Origin of the sequence: Paenibacillus monticola (assembly GCF_009664975.1) — a bacterium.
Taxonomy (GTDB): domain Bacteria; phylum Bacillota; class Bacilli; order Paenibacillales; family Paenibacillaceae; genus Paenibacillus_AQ; species Paenibacillus_AQ monticola.
On sequence record NZ_WJXB01000004.1, the window covers coordinates 220,337 to 234,203 of the forward strand.

Below are 13,867 nucleotides of genomic sequence, written 5' to 3' on the forward strand. Positions count from 1 at the left end.
TGGGAATGAGATTGTTGAAGCATGATATAATGAGGCAAAATAGAATCTGGTGAGGAGAGCTACTTATGATAGGTCGCAGCGGAAATCCGGCGTTAAATGACAAAACCTTTGATCGGACGGATCGTTATTCCGGACAAGAGCGAATGACAATCAATGGAACTGTAAACAGAGCGTTTATAACACTTATTATGCTGCTCGGCGGTGCGTTTAGCATCTGGATGTTGTATTTTGAAGGTCAGAATGTATTTCCTTATGTAATAGGAGGGGCAATTCTTGGCTTTATCCTGGCTTTAATTGTAAGCTTCAAGCCTACAGCGGCTCCTTATCTGGTGCCGATCTATGCAATAGCTGAAGGGGTGTTTCTGGGTGGGCTTTCAGCATCGTATGAATCTTTATACAACGGGATCACTTTACAGGCAGCATTACTAACCATCTGCGTATTCTTCGCTTTGCTTTTGGCGTACAAGACTAGAGTCATTAAGGCCACGGAGAAATTTAAGCTTGGCGTATTAGCGGCTACAGGCGGAATTGCCTTGGTCTACCTGCTTAGCTTTGTACTTGGGATGTTCGGCGTTACGGTTCCATATCTGCACGACAACAGCTTAATCGGTATTGGCATATCGGTGGTTATCGTGATCGTTGCCGCCCTAAATCTCGTATTGGATTTCAATTTCATCGAGACCGGAGCGGAGCAAGGTGCGCCGAAGTACATGGAATGGTATGGGGCATTTGGCTTAACAGTTACGCTCGTCTGGTTATATGTTGAGATCCTGCGTCTGCTGTCCAAGCTGCGGAGCCGCAACTAATCTATGCTCCTCAATTAAAAAAGCCCTCTGGCCTTTGTGAAATATCTTTCACAGAGTACCAGAGGGCTTTTGAACTTTAATCAGCTAGTTTAGGCTACCGCACACCCTTCATAAAGCCTTGAATCTTGGCAGAAAGCATGAAGAGCAGCAGACTCAGCAGGAGCGCGGCTCCGCCGATGACACCAAAGTACAACATTTCGGTATCAGCGTTGTAGAATTTAACAATCTGGGCATTGATAGCCTGGGCCGCGGCGTTGGATAGGAACCACAAGCTCATTGTTTGGGCGGAGAAGGCCACAGGTGCTAATTTGGTAGTGACTGACAGTCCTACTGGTGACAGGCATAACTCCCCAATCACTACGATGAGATAGCTTAGAACGAGCCAAAGCGGGTTAACCAACGAGTTATTACCGCCAAAGTAAGCCGGTACAAGAATGACCAGGAAGGATAAGCCGGCGAATAGCAGGCCTAGCGAGAATTTGGTGGGAACAGAGGGCTGACGAGCCCCAAGCTTCACCCAAAGCCAAGCAAATACAGGTGCGAGTATAATAATAAACAACGGATTAAGCGATTGGAACCAGGCAGGAGAAAGCTGGATTCCAGCAAACTCCAGTTGGGTACGCTTGTCTGCATAATTAGCAAGAATGGTTGATCCCTGCTCTTGAATAGCCCAGAACATCACCGATGCAATAAATAGCGGAATATAAGCGAGGATTCTGGAACGCTCAATAACAGTTGTTTTTGGGCTGCGGTACATGACAATGAAATATAGAGTCGGAATTAGAATCCCTAAGATGCCGATAAGAGCGATAAAGGTATCAAAGGTTAATAACCCCATTGGAATGGCGATAGCGATCAGGATAATAATTACTGCTGCACCAATTCCCATGAAGCTGAAGGTTTTTTTCTTTTCAGTGGCGGAAAGCGGATTCGCTATGATAGTACCAGCCAGACCTAGATTTTTTTTCTTGGTCAGGATAAAGATCAGCAATCCCGCAAACATCCCGACAGCAGCAATAGCAAAACCTAAGTGGAAGTTGTCATAATTCATCCCTATAGTTCCTACAATTAAAGGAGCAAGGAATCCCCCGAGATTAATTCCCATGTAAAAGATACTGAATCCTGCATCCCGGCGATGGTCTTTTTCACTGTAAATTTCACCTACAACGCTGGATACATTTGGTTTCAGTAGTCCAGTACCCATTACAATCAAGAGCATGGACAGGAAGAACATTGCTGTGCCCGCAGGAATTGCCAAAGCAATATGCCCGAACATAATCAATATTCCACCGTAAAAAATCGATTTTGAAGGTCCTAATATTCTGTCGGCAAACCAGCCACCGATAATGCCAGACATATACACAAGTGATCCATAGATGGACATAATCGCTAGAGCGGTATTTTCAGCAAAACCCAAGCCGCCTTTGGATACCTCGTAATACATAAAATAAACAAGGATAGCTCTCATCCCATAATAGGAGAAGCGCTCCCAGAACTCTGTGAAGAAAAGAGTGAACAGACCTTTGGGATGTCCAAAAAATCCTTTTTGTGGCACACTCTCTACAATGGTTTGTCTGTTTATATCTGTCAATCGGACAACCTCCCTGTCGTAAATCGAAAAAAGACATCCCTAAAAGGATATGCCCTAGTATCATGTTACAGTTGTGTCAGCCTATCGTCAAGTTCATTTCCCTTCCAGAAAGTGAATCTAAACCTGCTGTGGAGAGTCAAATAGGGTTGAATTATAAAAAAGCAACGGTTATAATGAATTATATAGTGATTGATCAATAACTAAAATCCCTGTGAGGAGGACACTATGACTAAAGAATTAAACTCGGTGCAACCAAAATCGGATGAAGTTATCGTAGTAAATCGCCGAGAGCAGATATTAGAGGCCGCTGTTATTGTTTTTGCTGAACATGGTTACTTTAGGGCTACAACAGCACAGGTAGCCGAGAAGGTCGGCATCTCGCAGCCCTATATCTTTAAGATATTCAAGAACAAAGAAGAGTTATTTGTCGCTACCTTAGAACGGGCTTTTGAGCGAATTACCCGCTCCTTTAAGGGAGTAAATGCTCCTGCAGATCAAATCGTCTGGGAAGCGATCAGGGTATATGAACGATTGATGGAGACGCATCCCAATGAGATTATTTTGCAGGTTCAGGCCTTAGGCATCCGGGACGAAGCCATTCGCCAGGTGATACGGCAGGGAATGCGGGACATAACAGAGCTTGTGAAACAGATATTTGTAACAGCCGGGATGGAGCATCCCGAGGTAGAAGTAAGCACCTTTATGGCTAACGGTATGTTGTGCAACATTTCCATGACACTTGGAATGCCTGAACTAAAGCCTAAGCATTTGGATCGTGGGTAAGGTTTATCAGCTCTAGGTAATATCGAAGGGATGAGATCCTGGATATTACTACATGTTGGGTAGTGATTGATCAATAAATAAATTAAATGGAGGGATATGCATGTTGAAAAAAGCATTAGTGTTGGGTGCAACAGGTGGAACAGGAACGGTAATTATCGCAGAACTCTTAAGAAGAGGCATAGAAGCTGTCGCCTTTGGACGGTCGCTTCCCAAGCTGGAGTTGCTGGCGGCAACACTAGGAAATCCAGTCGGACTTACCCTAAAGACCGGCGATGTATTTAATGAGAAAGATATTTCTGCAGCTTCGCTCGGGGTGGATACTATTTTTCATAGTGCTTCAGTACCTTATAACGAAATGAGTACACGGCTGCTGCCCATGGGAGAGGCGGTTATGCAGGCGGCGAATATGCTGGGCATCAAGGTCGTCGCTGTAGATGGGATTTATCCGTATGGCAGAAGAACAAATGAGCAGCCTATAGATGAAGATTATCCGAAGAACCCACATACTAAGAAGGGGAAAGTAAAGCTTGAGTTCGAGCAGATGTTCTTTAGCACACGCTGGAACCGAGCGCAAAGGATGATTGTGCGCTTGCCGGATTATTTCGGCCCTTCCGCCAATGAAGCCTCGTATTTAGGCTCAACGCTGGAGTCGATCGCTGCCGGTAAACCGGCGCTTTTTGTAGGGAATATGAAGGTGGCCCGTGAATATGTGTATCTGCCCGATGCGGCGATCATGATTGTGGAGTTAGCCAGCAGAGATGAGGCTTATGGACAGAACTGGAACATTCCAGGTGGGGGTATCATCTCCGGCCGTGAAATCGTCCACATTGCGCAACGAGTGAGTGGCAAATCCAAGCTGGTTCTACCTATGGGAAGGATTGGCTTATCCCTACTGGGTTTATTCATTCCAGTCATGAAGGAGATCGTTGAAATGCTCTATTTGACCGAAGAGCCTGTAGTACTGAGCGGAAAGAAGTATGAACGTTTAGTTGGCCCTATCCCCACAACTTCCCTTGAGCAAGGGTTTACAGAGACGATGCAGGCGATAATGAGCCGGAAGGCAAATGTATAGCATATTCATAATTAACGGCATATTTGTGAAAGATAGAAATAGTCATGAACTCCAATCTGTGATAATATTTAGTCCTATATACAAAGAGGAAGTGAGCTATAAATGATAAACATAACCATTCCCAAGCCGGATGTTAGTATGACCAAACAGGTTGCTCCTGAGCTGAGCAATATTTACGGATTCATTGATTTCCACCTGATCCCTAGAGATTTGGGCGGTATCTTTATGTTCTACAATGACAATGAAGAGCTATTGTTTGTCGGCAAGGCAAGAAAGCTGAGACCACGCATTAAGAAGTGTTTTGAGGATAGCGTATCGGTCATGAAGATGCATCGGGACGAAGTCTACAAAATTGATGTTTGTCTGATTGAAGATCCGGTCCATAGAGAAATTTATGAGACCTATCTTATCAATACACAAAAGGCTAAATATAATGTGGATAAAGTGTTCTACAAGTAAATAGCTGAGTTAGAGCAAAGAGCGCAGTCCTTAGGGATTGCGCTCTTTGCTGTTTAAGAGTTCAAGCGAATGAAATAAGCGAAGTAGTCCATAATACAATAGGTTGTTTAATCCCCAGTTAAAGGAGTAGAAATTCATGAAAAGGATTCTGAAGCTAATATTGATAGGGGTGTTCTTAACAGTCAGTTTGCTGCCGATCACGACCCAGGCCGCAGAGAGTGAGTACGGTCACGGCCTTGATATGAACAAGCAATATTTGGGTCCAGCAGGGGTACAACTGCAAGGGGACCTTCGAAAGCTCTGGATTGACCATGTGACATGGACAAGGGCTTATGCTGTAAGCGCCCTTGCAGGTTTGGAGGATCAGAAGCAGGTACTAGTTAGGTTATTGAAGAATCAGCAGGACATTGGCAATGCCATCAAGCCGTATTACGGAGAAGCAGCTGGTAATAAGCTGGCTGAGTTGCTGCGAGAGCATATTCTTATTGCCGGTAAGATCGTCGAGGTACTGAAAGCCGGAAATCAGGCGGATGTAGATAAGTATAATAAAGACTGGTATAAAAATGCGGATGATATTGCTGCGTTTCTCAGCAAAGCAAACCCTCATTGGTCGAATAAAGAATTACAGGCAATGTTCTACAAGCATTTGCAATTGCTTACTGATGATCTTACAGCAAGAGTGAAGAAGGATTATGATGCAGAGATCGTTGCTTTTGATAAAGGGGAAGAGCATATGATTAAGTTTGCAGATACCCTTACAGAGGGAATCATCAAACAATTTCCAGAGCGTTTTAAATAATTCAAGGAGAGGCACCTGAAAAGGTGCCTTTTTTTGGTTTTGGAGCCAAATTGTTAATAATTTATCCGCGAAAAATCATTCTTAAGACATGGATTATACTTCTGTTAGCAGAAAATTAGGCCTTAAGATACATTTGAATAAATTAGATATAAAGGCTCACTAACATATAGAATATATACTCTATAATAGACTCGTAAGAGTACTCGACATTTTTTGACATTTGTAACGAGGTGAGAGGATAGATGTCCTTTTTTAAAAAGAAAGAAACTGCTGAGAAACCATTGCAGCCTAATGTGTATCAAATGATACAAATGACGGAAGAACCTGTTCAAGAAGAAGATCATGTGGCGGCCGAGACTATCAGCGGTCTAATCTCCACGGGTAAAGCACAACTCGACAAGAAATCATTAGATTTGATCTTCTCCGTAGAGCAGATCATTCAGGCACGACAGCATGCCGAGACCAATATTAATGAGCTTCAGGATCGATTGACCCATTCGAGTAGCCATGTTGATCGATTGAACCGGGACTTAAAGAATCTTAACAAAGTTATTGAAGAGCGAGAGAAGAACATCTTAGAGCTTGAGCATAAATTGATTGAGAAGAACCTTAAAGTAGATCAAGTAATGGAAGATTATCGCGAAATCCAGACATCGATGTCACATGAGGTCGAAGAATTAAAAAGTACGATTGATCTTGAGCAGCAAAAGTACACTAGTCTGGTACAGAAGCACAATGAGGTACATGCAGACAGAAATAAAAAGATTAATGATCTGGAAGAAAAGATCGGCCGGATAGAAATCGAGAATTCGCATTTAAGACAGAAATACGATACGGTCCGGCAAGAAAAAGCATATCTTTCCAATATGATCAGTGACTTCACTAATCGGATGACTTTACCCTTTGCCAACAACCTGACAGAGCGTAAAGATGGAAACGGAGATACATAGGATTAATGTCATCTATTGAACCCAACACCATTCTGATGCTTGAGTTACTGTCGCTTGAGCATAAGTCAGTCGGTTATCAGCTTGAGGTAGGTTTAACCCGTAATGAAGGGTATACAAAATGCGTTCTCACCATTGACGAATTTACATATAATCAGCTGGACCAGTTGGGTCCCTTTTTCGGTGAAAGAGTGAGGTTATCGATCTATCCGAAGCGGGACCCCTTTCGACAAACGTATTACAGCACACTTGTCAAAATAAACAGAAGCTTCAGTGAAACGATGTATTTTGCTTGTTCTGAAGATTATGTATCACAGCTTCTCCAATTCAAACAGTATGATCTTACCCACGTGGAAGAAGAGGGGGAATATCAGGCTGTGGTTCCTGCTGCTGCGGTTAATCTTCCGAAGAACCAGTCAGCATGGCAGGGAGGACAAATCGTTTGGCGATGCCTAATGTTCAGTTTCTTGTTCTTTATACTGAGTCTGCAATTAGATCAGAATTTGTTAATGGAAAGCGCTGATGCTCAAGACAATTCGGTGTTTGGAGTAAGCTCCAAAGTTATCAGCTCTAAGCCACTTCCTTTAATTCCTTCCCCAGAACCCTCAGAGCCCCCAAAGGAACAGACTCAGTTGTACTATGATATTAATATAGACGAGAACAAATATGAATATGGCTTGCCGGATGGTTATGTGGCTCTATCCTTTGATGATGGTCCGTCTCATTATACGAAGCAGATCGTGGATATTCTAACAGAACACAAAGTAGCTGCAACATTTCTGTTCGTTGGCAAGAATGTATTAAAGCATCCGGATGAGGTAAGGTATGCGAACGAGCATGGGATGCTGATCGGGAACCATTCCTGGGATCACAGTGATTTAGTGAAGAATAGTATCGAGGAGAATCAGGATAATCTAGCCAAAGCAAATCAGGCTCTGGGACAAATTATTCAAACGCCAATTACTATCTTTCGTCCGCCATATGGCTCAATTAATGATAAGCTGGCGAACAAGGTGAAGGAACAGCATATGAAGGTTCTGTTATGGAACCGAGATCCACAGGATTGGAAGGCCGAGAGTAAGGAAGAGATTCTGCAATATTTTCAAGCAGAGGACCCCTCCGGAGGAATCTATCTCCTGCATGAGAAGAGTATTACCGTTAAGGCACTGCCTGAGATTATCGAATATCTGAAGAGCAAGAACATGAAGTTTGCGATTTTTAAATAGATTATTAAACTTGGAAAATCTAAAAAGCGTACCCGTACAGGGGTGCGCTTTTTAGATATCACAGCTAGAATACGGCAAACCCTCTTGTTTTAATAAAAAAAATTTGAGACAATAAGCAGGACTGAACTTTAATGTTTTGAAAAGAGGATATAAAATGAATAAACAATCCATTTATGGATTAACTTTGGAACAATTGACGGCATGGCTTTTGGAATATGGACATAAAAGATTTCGGGCAACCCAGGTCTGGGATTGGCTGTATCGGAAGCGGATCACCAATTTCGCGGAGATGCTCGATGTAAATAAAGAGTGCGTTCTATTATTGGCCGACCATTTTGTAATCGATACTATGGAAGAACATGTGAAGCAGGAATCCGAGGATGGAACGATTAAGTTTCTGTTCCGCTTAAAGGACGGCAACCTGATCGAAACGGTGCTCATGAGACAGAAATATGGCTTGTCCGTATGTGTTACGACTCAGGTAGGCTGTAATATCGGCTGCAGCTTCTGTGCGAGCGGATTGCTGGCTAAGAGCCGGGACCTGTCCAGCGGTGAGATTGTGGAGCAGATCATGAAGGTACAGTTGTATCTGGATACAGTGAACCCTGAACACAAAGTCACCCACGTTGTAGTAATGGGAATTGGGGAGCCATTTGATAACTTTACGAACCTGCTTAATTTTCTAACGATTATTAAGGATCATAAGGGATTGGCGATTGCTGGCAGAGGGATCACTGTATCGACGAGCGGACTTGCTGATAAAATTGTAGAATTCGCCGATGCGAATATGCAGGTGAATCTGGCCGTTTCGCTGCATGCGCCTAATAATGAGCTGCGGACACGGATTATGAAGATTAACCGGGCTATTCCTATAGAGAAATTAATGTCAGCCATTGATTACTATCTGGAGAAAAGCAATCGGAGAATTACATTCGAATATATCCTGATGAAGGATGTTAATGACGGCAGGGAGCATGCGCTGGAGCTTGCGGAACTGATCGGCCATCGGCGGCAACTGGTTAACGTGAACTTGATTCCTTATAATCCGGTTGATGAGCACAGCCAATATCAAAGAAGTGAGCTGGAATCCATACGGGCCTTTTTTGACACCTTGAAGAAGCAGGATGTGAGCGTGAGCACCCGCCTGGAGCATGGGGTAGATATTGACGCTGCTTGCGGGCAACTCAGAAGCAAACAAATCAAGAAGTCTAAAGAGAACAGCTTGACTAAGGATAGCATGGTAGCAGGCTGAAATAAGTTTTAGCAAAAGAAGTGTATCCCTCGGGGTACGCTTTTTTTGGCGAGTTCTTTTACAGAGTATCAAAAGGAAGTATGCTTCACTTTAACCCCTACCGGGTATACATTGTGGGAGCTTCATGAAGAGGGTCATCAGAAACCCGTACAGCAGCTGTTACAGCTTCTTAGTAGATATCGTCCAGATGAGCTTGAGGTGATTGGACGTTTTCTCGATGATTTAGTGAATCGGACGGAGTAGGCATACCCGATACGAGGGATAAAGTAGGACTTCCCTGGAAAAACTGGTTGATATCATGTGCTAAACCTACAGATTGCGAAGAAATCCTGATTGTAAGGAATCATTCGCTGATCTTTTTGTGATACAATTACGTTTGGTAGTTATAAGGAAAAGAGGTTGATTAAAGCAATGCTGAAATTTACGAGTTATAAAGTGGACAACTTAAAGGACCCATTTGGTATTCTAACCGGCAAGAGATATGAATTCGTCATTAATCTGGACGTTCCAGAGGATGATGAGCTGTACGTAGAGAATGGGGTATCCGCTCGTGTGATTGTTAAAGTGGAAGACGAGCAGACTAGTATCGTCAGCTACGATTTGCAGGAAACAACAACAGGTAATGTTCTGGAATTCGATTTTGAAGAAGATGAGGAAGCAGCACTGGTCCTTTTCTGTAAAGAGCATTTACCGGAATAAAGAAATGTAAGAAAGCAACGGCTTCACCGTCCTATATATAGGACGGCGAAGCCGTTGCTTTTGTATTATAGGCAGCTATCCACATAATGCTGGATCTGTTTATTCCACCAAGGCCAGTCATGGTCGACATCCTTGCCCCAATATTCAATCCGGGCCGGGATTTTTTTGTGGTGCAGCAGGTCCTGAAGCAGGCGGGTTTCATGCAGCATCTCATCTTCATAAGCTCCCTGTCCGACGCAGAGGATAATGTTGCTATGTCTGTATTGCTCCAGATAATATTCATCATGCAGCCCAGGCAAGTAGTGTAAGGGTGAATTCAGGTACACCTGTTCACTTACATAGTCACCGAAGAAGTAATGGGTGGAATAAACACCGCTAAGGGCGATTAAGGTATCAAAGTACTGCGGGTAACGGAAGAAGAAGCTGGCACCGTAATAAGCTCCCATCGAGCAGCCGGAGATTAGAATTTTCTGGTCGGCTCCACCATTGTTCCATTTACTTTGATGAAGAATGCCAGGAATCAATTCCTGTGAGATATATTTATCATATTGCTCGTGCCGGTTGATTTTGTCTTCGACATTCCAGTGGGAGGAGAAGAATGTCTCCTCATCGATACTGTCACAGGCCCAAATCTGCAGCTTGCCAGCTTCGATGAATGACTGAAGCGTGTCCACCATTCCTGAATCCTCATATTGATAAAATCTCCCTAACGATGTAGGAAACACAAGCATTGGTTTTCCGGCATGACCATATATTTTATATTCCATCTCTCGATCTAAAAAGTGACTGTACTCTTTATGGTAGCTGATCTTCATCCCTTAACACACCCTATCCCTCTTCTTGTTGAACATAATTCACAATGTTCCGAACCTCTTCTAATTGGCCAGAACGGAATTGATATGCACTATTCCCCATGGCTCTGCTGAATACTTCCTCGATCTCATTATAATTTACGATTTGTGGACCAAAGGTGTGAAGTATATCTTCGTGGCTATGGGTATAATGCTTATGTTGTTTGCGGCTGGCATATCCGGTGTAATATTTACCCTCATAAGGTCCGCCAACCTCATTATGTACAATCATACTAGCCCATTCTTTATAAATATTTACGTCATAGGTGAAATTGATCGCATCGGTCATCCAGGCTCCGGGGGGTCTCATATTAACCTCAAGGGCAATAATCCGTCCGTCCTTATTCGACTTGAATAATTCGATATGGAAGAAACGTTCTTTGATCTCAAAAGCCTTCAATATGCCTCTGCCGGCACTTTCAACCTCAGGACTGATGTCCTTCAGACAGTAATAGGAGAGATGATCATTGTTATTCACTACATCCATTACACTGTTCTCGAACCGATGGCTTACAGCAAACCGTACTTCACCGTTAATATCTACTAGTCCGTCATAGGTAAGAATGATCCCGTCGATGAATTCTTCAATAATAAAGGCAATATCAGCAGGTTTCGTGGTGAAAAAGTGGTCTAGCTCCTCAAGATTATTAATCTTATAGGTCATGCTGGCTCCGGAGCCGAGATCTGGTTTGACGACTAGCGGGAAGCCGGTGGTCTGTATAAAGGCCTCTACGCTTTCGCGAGTGGTTCCCGTTGAGAATTGAACCGTACTCACACCGCTTTTATGAAAAAACTCTTTCATTTTAGACTTTTGCTTCAGATTATAGACAAAATCTGTTTTGGTGCCATAAATATTAAAGTCTGTACGAATTTGGGCGTCCAGCTCCAGCCAATATTCATTGAGAGACTCGAATCGGTCGATTTTGCCATATTTATGCGTAAAGAAGCCTACAGCTCTTAGAATCTCCTCGTAGTCCTCCAGATCATTAACTTTGTAATATTCGGTTAGTGAAGCTTTCAGCTTGTCCTCAAGATGTGTATATTCAATATCTCCGATTCCTAATACCGTTGCTCCCTGTGCTTGTAAGTGGTAACAAAATTCGGCGCTATTCTTAGGGAAATGAGGGGAAAAAAATATAAAGTTAATGCGAACCAGCCCCTTTGCTCAAATATAATTCCGAGTTAATTTGTATGATTAATTTAATCTACCAGTTTCGTCAACTTTCGTCAATCCTCAACGCTGTTATTCAAGGTGTGTTCGGTTTAGCCGGGCCAGCAAGGTACCAAAGGTCTGACGTTCTTCGGCGGTCCAGTCTGCCAGTAATAGTTCATATCGTTCCAGTCTGACCTTTTTGGCTTCGCTGAGCTTCTCTGCACCTAACTGGGTAATCTGAAAGTTACTGGACCTGCCATCCTGTGGGTCCGGTAGACGTACTACGTAGCCTTTCGATTCGAGAACACTTGTCTGTCTGCTCAGGGTAGATATATCTAAGCGGAAATCATCGGCAAGTGCCTTCACACCCAGCGGCTGATGAATAGACAAATGCTGGAGCAGGGTATAGGTAGAGCGGTCCAGTCCTCCATGCTTCCTATCCAAAGAAGCACGGCGAATGAGCGCGATCAGTTCATTATTAATGAGTTCAAGATTCTTATCCTCCATTGAAAGTTTCCTCCAAGATAAATTTCGGTGCTTGTCTATACATTATAAATGAAAATCATAAATGAAAGCGCATAATGATGTAAAGCATATTGACTTTCATTATTGTAGTTGTATAATACAATTACATATAACTCATTGTATCATACAACTAATTTGTGATGGAGTACAGAGGAGAGAATTTTGATGAATATGCAAGCTGTAAAGAATCCGGCTTTTTGGCCGATTATCTTCGCCATCTTTTTTGGGAATTTCATGGCCATCTTGAGCACCACTACAATCAATGTGGCCTTTCCAGTATTTATGAAAGACTTTCATGCAGATATTAGTACGGTTCAATGGATGATTACCGGGTATTTACTGGCTACAGGGATCGTCGCGCCGGTCGTTGGCTATTTTGGTGACAAGTGGAGCTATAAACGACTGTATATATTTGCGTTATCAGGCTTTACGATATTTTCTGCGTTATGTACGATCGCCTGGAATATTGATTCTCTAATTACCTTTCGCATTCTGCAGGGAGTGTTCGGCGGGTTGATTATTCCCACAACACTGACGATGATCTATCAATTTATTGGCAAAGGAAAACAGGCTTTTGCGCTGAGCCTATGGAGTCTCTCCTCGATGCTTGCTCCAGCTTTCGGACCTACGCTCGGCGGCTGGCTTACGGGTTATTTTGGCTGGGAATCCTTATTTATTATCAATCTGCCGATTGGTATTATTGCCATTATTGTAGCGTTTAAATGCTTGCCCAATCTCCGGGGTTCTATCGTACCCAAAATATTTGACTTGCCCGGCTTTGTCACTGTCGTGCTGAGCAGTGCCTTCATTATTCTGGCTTTTAGTAAAGGGAATGCTTGGGGCTGGACCTCTTGGCAGACGTTAGGTCTCCTATTTGTTGGAGCGGTTATACTGGCATATTTCATATGCAGGGAACTGTCTATTAAAGACCCACTGCTTAATTTGAAAGTGTTTCAACAGAAACAGTTTACGTATAGCCTGATTATTAACTGTATTATTACCATCGCTTTATACGCGGGGACCTTTTTAATTCCAATTTTCCTGCAGGATGTTCAGCAGTCTACGCCTTTAAATACAGCATTGGTACTGCTGCCAGGCTCGATAGTGATGGCTATATTGTCTCCGATTGTAGGCAAGCTTTATTCTAGAATTGGACCCTTCTGGCTTATTCTTAGCGGTATGGTGCTGCTGATTATTTCGACCTGGGAGCTAAGCCATATTACACTGAGTGCTACGCATGTATATGTGGCTTCATGGATGGGGCTTCGGTCTGTAGGGATTGCTTTGGCTTTTATGCCGGTCACCAATGCCGGGATGTCCGCCATTCCCAAAGAATATTCTGGTCACGCTTCTTCAGTCACAAGTTGGGTACGTCAGGCCACAGGGGCGCTGTCTATAGCAATCTTTAGCTCTGTACTCGCCGCCAGAGCGTTGACCCATCAGAAGGAACTAAGCGAAGGCGCCACCGCCACATCAGCTTTTATCAAAGCTCAAGGGATGACATTTAGTGTGCAGGACGTGTTCCTTGTAGCTACGTTTATTGGAGTGATTGCGATTCCGCTTACGTTCCTTTTAAGAGAGGGAAAGAAACAATCAATTCCGGTACTTAAGATTTCAACAGTAAGAAAAGTACAATGAATCCAGACAATTATTGGGTAAATGAGGAATGAATCCGAAAGTCCAAGAATCCAGAAGAAAATCTTA

15 protein-coding genes are annotated in these 13,867 nt (G+C 43.2%); 11 read left to right on the forward strand and 4 right to left on the reverse strand.

The features are described 5' to 3' along the window. Positions 1 to 65 precede the first annotated feature (65 nt). Positions 66 to 806, forward strand: coding sequence for a Bax inhibitor-1/YccA family protein (locus GJB61_RS13655; protein WP_154119058.1), 741 nt, complete (start codon positions 66 to 68; stop codon positions 804 to 806). Positions 807 to 900: 94 nt separating this feature from the next. On the opposite strand, the gene GJB61_RS13660 is transcribed toward GJB61_RS13655, so the two are convergent. Continuing rightward, entirely contained in the window at positions 901 to 2,397 is a 1,497-nt protein-coding gene (locus GJB61_RS13660; RefSeq protein WP_154119059.1) for a peptide MFS transporter, read from the reverse strand. Between the two features lie 225 nt (positions 2,398 to 2,622). On the opposite strand from GJB61_RS13660, the gene GJB61_RS13665 reads away from it, so the two are divergent. The 9 genes from GJB61_RS13665 (at position 2,623) to GJB61_RS13705 (ending at position 9,634) form a co-directional block, all read left to right on the forward strand. After that, complete coding sequence (locus tag GJB61_RS13665; RefSeq protein WP_154119060.1) at positions 2,623 to 3,180, forward strand: TetR/AcrR family transcriptional regulator; 558 nt, start codon at positions 2,623 to 2,625, stop codon at positions 3,178 to 3,180. Between the two features lie 100 nt (positions 3,181 to 3,280). After that, the gene (locus GJB61_RS13670; protein ID WP_154119061.1) at positions 3,281 to 4,252 is read left to right on the forward strand and encodes an NAD-dependent epimerase/dehydratase family protein; all 972 of its coding nucleotides are present in this window, start codon (positions 3,281 to 3,283) and stop codon (positions 4,250 to 4,252) included. A 102-nt stretch (positions 4,253 to 4,354) separates the two neighbouring features. Further along, positions 4,355 to 4,711 (forward strand): nucleotide excision repair endonuclease, encoded by a 357-nt coding sequence (locus GJB61_RS13675; protein ID WP_154119062.1) that lies wholly within the window; start codon positions 4,355 to 4,357, stop codon positions 4,709 to 4,711. 136 nt (positions 4,712 to 4,847) lie between these two features. Further along, complete coding sequence (locus GJB61_RS13680) at positions 4,848 to 5,510, forward strand: glycosyltransferase (protein ID WP_154119063.1); 663 nt, start codon at positions 4,848 to 4,850, stop codon at positions 5,508 to 5,510. Positions 5,511 to 5,752: 242 nt separating this feature from the next. Beyond that, complete coding sequence (locus tag GJB61_RS13685; RefSeq protein ID WP_154119064.1) at positions 5,753 to 6,460, forward strand: hypothetical protein; 708 nt, start codon at positions 5,753 to 5,755, stop codon at positions 6,458 to 6,460. Positions 6,461 to 6,465: 5 nt separating this feature from the next. Then, positions 6,466 to 7,683 (forward strand): polysaccharide deacetylase family protein, encoded by a 1,218-nt coding sequence (locus GJB61_RS13690; protein ID WP_154119065.1) that lies wholly within the window; start codon positions 6,466 to 6,468, stop codon positions 7,681 to 7,683. A gap of 154 nt (positions 7,684 to 7,837) precedes the next feature. Then, a complete protein-coding gene (gene rlmN, locus GJB61_RS13695; RefSeq protein ID WP_154119066.1) occupies positions 7,838 to 8,935 on the forward strand; it encodes a dual-specificity RNA methyltransferase RlmN in 1,098 nt (365 codons plus the stop codon). 45 nt (positions 8,936 to 8,980) lie between these two features. After that, on the forward strand, positions 8,981 to 9,178 hold the full coding sequence (locus GJB61_RS13700) for a hypothetical protein (RefSeq protein ID WP_154119067.1): 198 nt from the start codon (positions 8,981 to 8,983) through the stop codon (positions 9,176 to 9,178). 168 nt (positions 9,179 to 9,346) lie between these two features. Further along, positions 9,347 to 9,634: a DUF6509 family protein gene (locus GJB61_RS13705; protein WP_154119068.1), complete on the forward strand. Its 288-nt coding sequence runs from the start codon at positions 9,347 to 9,349 to the stop codon at positions 9,632 to 9,634. A 65-nt stretch (positions 9,635 to 9,699) separates the two neighbouring features. Here the strand turns inward: GJB61_RS13705 and GJB61_RS13710 are convergent, their stop codons facing one another. The 3 genes from GJB61_RS13710 to GJB61_RS13720 all read right to left on the reverse strand — a co-directional run bounded on the left by GJB61_RS13710 (position 9,700) and on the right by GJB61_RS13720 (position 12,145). Further along, positions 9,700 to 10,449 (reverse strand): esterase family protein, encoded by a 750-nt coding sequence (locus GJB61_RS13710; protein WP_154119069.1) that lies wholly within the window; start codon positions 10,447 to 10,449, stop codon positions 9,700 to 9,702. Positions 10,450 to 10,462: 13 nt separating this feature from the next. Then, positions 10,463 to 11,287, reverse strand: coding sequence for an ATP-grasp domain-containing protein (locus GJB61_RS13715; protein WP_229521669.1), 825 nt, complete (start codon positions 11,285 to 11,287; stop codon positions 10,463 to 10,465). Between the two features lie 441 nt (positions 11,288 to 11,728). After that, positions 11,729 to 12,145 carry a MarR family winged helix-turn-helix transcriptional regulator gene (locus tag GJB61_RS13720; RefSeq protein ID WP_154119071.1) on the reverse strand — a complete coding sequence of 139 codons (417 nt, stop codon included), beginning with the start codon at positions 12,143 to 12,145 and terminating at the stop codon, positions 11,729 to 11,731. Positions 12,146 to 12,328: 183 nt separating this feature from the next. Here GJB61_RS13720 and GJB61_RS13725 point away from each other — a divergent pair, with 183 nt between their 5' ends. Further along, complete coding sequence (locus GJB61_RS13725) at positions 12,329 to 13,801, forward strand: MDR family MFS transporter (protein ID WP_229521671.1); 1,473 nt, start codon at positions 12,329 to 12,331, stop codon at positions 13,799 to 13,801. The last annotated feature ends 66 nt before the right edge of the window (positions 13,802 to 13,867 follow it).